Here is a 3755-nt window from a genome sequence, read left to right as displayed (position 1 = left end):
TGTGTTAGCCGGATGCTTACCTTTAATTTAAATTTTGAGTAGTTATGCCTTACTTTTGACGGGCCAAAAGTAACAAAACCCCTCGTTGATCTGATGGCACTTCCTGAGCAAGCTTTAAGCATTGCTTTAAAGCTTGTGTAAGACAGATCAACGGCAGCATCCATGCTGCTAAGTCATGTATCAAATGTTCGCTTCGATGTTTAAGATGCAGCTATTTTATGGGTAGAAAATAAAACCCTCAAAAAGAGGGCTTTATTTACTTAGGAATTTAGCTTAACGAAGTCGCGATAACCAGTCGCCAACACTTTGTACAATCTGCACCAGAATCAATAAGACAATCACGGTCATGATCACCACGGATGTATCAAAACGCTGATAACCATAAGAGATCGCTAAGTCACCAATACCGCCAGCGCCGACAGCACCTGCCATTGCGGTTGCACCAATCAGGCTAATGGTTGCTGTGGTCAGGTTCAGAATCAGTGAGCTACGTGCTTCTGGCAGAATAAACTTAAAGATAATCTGCATTGGCGTTGCTCCCATCGCTTGTGCAGATTCGATAATGCCTTCATTCACTTCCAGTAGAGAAGTTTCTACCAGACGGCCGATATAAGGACCGACATAAATAGTTAGAGGTACAATCGCTGCCCAAGTACCGATAGAAGTACCGACCAAGAATTTTGTTAAGGGAATAACTGCAATCAGCAGAATAATAAAGGGTAGGGAACGCAGTGCATTCACAATCGGGTTTAGAGCATGATAAATCACACGGTTTGGCAGAATCCCGTTTGGGCGAGTGACAAGTAAAATGATCGCCTGAATAAAGCCCCAGATACAGCCAAACAGCATTGCGAAGAACACCATGTGAAAGGTTTCTTGCAGTGCAGTAACAAACTGATCCATCGATAGTGAACTTTTCCAGAATGGCGCAGTAATGGTGGTCAACCACTGTACAATTAAGTCTCTCATTCTTGTACTCCTGCCTGATCGACTTGTACGCCGTTATCTCTCAGATATTGCATTGCCGCTGTGATTTGCGCTGGATCGCCTAAAAGTTGGATAAACATCTGGCCAATCACTGAACCATTAATTTCTGTCATATTGGCAAACAGGATATTTAAACTGACATCAAACTGTTTGATCACACCTTGAATCACGGTTTCCTGCGCTGAGCTGCCCAGGAATTTTAAACAATAAATACTGTGATGATTCTGGTTTTCCAGATTCGCCAGAATATTCACTGGCAAGTTTTGCTGGAGTACAGTTTGAATGAAATTCTTGGTTGTTGGATGCTGAGGTTGACTAAAGATCTGCAGGGTAGAACCGGTTTCAATCACATCACCTTTTTCCATGACAGCCACATAATCACATACGGTCTCAATGACATCCATTTCATGGGTGACCATAACAATGGTAATGCCTTGTTCCTGATTAATGCGTTTCAGCAATTGCAGTACAGATTTGGTGGTTTGCGGATCTAAAGCAGAAGTTGCTTCATCACACAGCAGAATTTTGGGATGATTCGCGAGGGCACGCGCAATACCGACACGCTGCTTTTGACCGCCTGATAACTCGTCCGGAAAAGCATGACGCTTATGTTTTAGGCCAATAAAATCCAGCAGTTCTTCGAGACGTTTTTCCCGTTCAGCTTTACTCCAGCCAAGCAACTTCATTGGCATTTCAATATTGGCAGCCACTGTTTTAGTCTGCATCAAGTTAAAATGCTGAAAAATCATGCCGATCTGGGTACGTTCCTGACGCAATGATTTGGCATCCAAAGCAGTAAAGTCCGTGCCATTGATAATCACCTGACCAGACGTTGGGCGTTCAAGCAGATTAATCAGGCGGATCAGGGTACTTTTACCAGCACCACTATAGCCAATAATGCCAAAGATACTGCCGGTTGGAATCTGTAAATTGATCCGATTCAAGGCACGTAAGGTTTGACCCTTGAGCTCATACTGTTTGGAGATGTCTTTAAATTCAATCATAGTGTCAAATACTGCATCACGAATAAAAAAACAGGCAAGAAATCTTGCCTGTTCTGAATATTGATTATTGTATTACTTTTCTTCGGTTAAATAAGTCACTGGTTTATTGACAGCAACTTTAGTACCACCGAAGTGTTCATCAACATAGGCTTTCACAGCAGGAGTATGATACAACTGGCCAACTTTTTGAAGTACAGGATCATTTTGACGGTCAGCAGCCACAGCTAAAACGTTAACATTCATTTTAGTGCTTTGATCAATCGCTTCGTAGTAGATCGCATCTTTCAATACGTTCAGACCACCTTCCATTGCCAAAGTATTACCTAGAACAATCGCATCAACTTCATCTTTCACACGAACTGCAGTCGCCATTTGAATTGGCTTAATCACAATCTTTTTCGCATTTTCAGTAATGTCAGCAGGCGTACCTTTTACTAGGTCAAAGTTTGGTTTAAGTTTTACCAGACCTGCAGATTGTAATAATAACAATGCACGTGATTCATTTGCGCCGTCGTTCGGAATCGCAATTGTAGCGCCTGTTTTAAACTCTTCTACTTTTTTCACTTTGCTTGAGTAAATCCCCATTGGCTCAAGATAAGTGGTAGAAAGCGGAGCGATCTTTTGTGTATTGGCGTCGTTATAAGCCACCATATAGGCATAAGACTGGAATGCGTTAACATCAATTTCTTTGTTGGCAACCGCAGTGTTCATTGCAACATAATCAGTGAAGTTTTTCACGTCGAGTTTGATGCCGGCTTGTTTAGTTTCAGGCAGAGTAGCAATATAGCGCCATACGTCAGCATCTGAACCAGTAGATGCCATAGTAACAGTTTGCAGTTCACCTGAGTCTTTGTTTTGTGCTGCATCCGTTGCAGGCGCTTCTTGTTTTCCGCATGCAGTTAAAGTCAGTACAGATGCACTGAGTAAAACGCCAAGTAGCTTTTTCATAAAGATGTCCTAATTTTCGTGTTGCCTAAAGTATATGCATTTTAAGGTCATGTTAAAGTGGAGTTTTATTACACTTTCAGCTGACCTTAGATCGAGTCGCATGTGGCTCCGGCAGGGAAAATGCAAATGTACTGCAACAGTTCACGTTAATTCGATCGGGTCAGAGTTCACCAAATCACTATAGAGATTCCCTATTTGGAGAGAGTAAATAGAGGTTTTATAAAAGATATAGTCAAATTTGGTGCTCTGAATGGGCGCAATCATAGCAATTATTATTTATTCAATATAGTGGATAAAAACTATTTACTTATCTTTTTAATAGAATATAAATTGAATGAAAATGATCAAAATATTAATGAATACAATATATTATTTTTATTGAAGATAAGCCAAAATTTCTGATCGCTTAAATATTGATCTTTATAAGATTTTATCCAATAGAAATCATAAAAATGAATAAACATGGGTAAATCTACTAGCTCATTGAACTACTGAAAAATCTTTTTTAATAAACGCTTAAGGAGGATTTAAGCCGTGTCTTATTTGCCTGAGTAATTAATTTGATTGATTTCATACAATACATGCTAACATAAAGGGTGATCTTCCGGCAGCTTTGGATGCTGGAATTCTTGAGTCTTTACCATGCCTATCTTTTTCATCACTGCTTCGGATGGTGTATTGACTGTGGCAGTAAAAGACACAACTTTATCTAGGTTTAAAGTACGCAGATTCAGATCCCAAGTGCAACACATTTGTAGTTAGTTGAAAAAGTTAGGTGTATTCATAGAATCATTGGACTTTTTCAACTCGCAATTG

General features: G+C 40.1%; 3 protein-coding genes and 1 pseudogene. All 4 read right to left on the bottom strand.

The window, feature by feature from the left end:
• Positions 1-273: 273 nt before the first annotated feature.
• A complete protein-coding gene (locus G5T77_RS16980) occupies positions 274-969 on the bottom strand; it encodes a methionine ABC transporter permease (protein WP_004786199.1) in 696 nt (231 codons plus the stop codon).
• Positions 966-1991: an ATP-binding cassette domain-containing protein gene (locus G5T77_RS16975; protein ID WP_166139603.1), complete on the bottom strand. Its 1026-nt coding sequence runs from the start codon at positions 1989-1991 to the stop codon at positions 966-968. The genes G5T77_RS16980 and G5T77_RS16975 overlap by 4 nt, the downstream gene beginning before the upstream one ends.
• Positions 1992-2063: 72 nt before the next feature.
• Entirely contained in the window at positions 2064-2939 is an 876-nt protein-coding gene (locus G5T77_RS16970; RefSeq protein WP_166139600.1) for a MetQ/NlpA family ABC transporter substrate-binding protein, read from the bottom strand.
• Between the two features lie 584 nt (positions 2940-3523).
• A pseudogene (locus G5T77_RS17350) lies at positions 3524-3658 on the bottom strand (N-acetyltransferase); the annotation flags it as partial.
• Between the last annotated feature and the right edge of the window lie 97 nt (positions 3659-3755).

This window comes from Acinetobacter sp. GFQ9D191M (assembly GCF_011174875.1).
Taxonomy (GTDB): Bacteria; Pseudomonadota; Gammaproteobacteria; order Pseudomonadales; family Moraxellaceae; genus Acinetobacter.
This window is presented reverse-complemented; position numbering and strand designations above follow the sequence as displayed.

Excerpts from the sequence above, each read along its gene's own strand:
- G5T77_RS16970 (WP_166139600.1), bottom strand. The coding sequence starts at position 2,939 with ATGAAAAAGCTACTTGGCGTTTTACTCAGTGCATCTGTACTGACTTTA.
- G5T77_RS16980 (WP_004786199.1), bottom strand. The coding sequence starts at position 969 with ATGAGAGACTTAATTGTACAGTGGTTGACCACCATTACTGCGCCATTC.
- G5T77_RS16975 (WP_166139603.1), bottom strand. The coding sequence starts at position 1,991 with ATGATTGAATTTAAAGACATCTCCAAACAGTATGAGCTCAAGGGTCAA.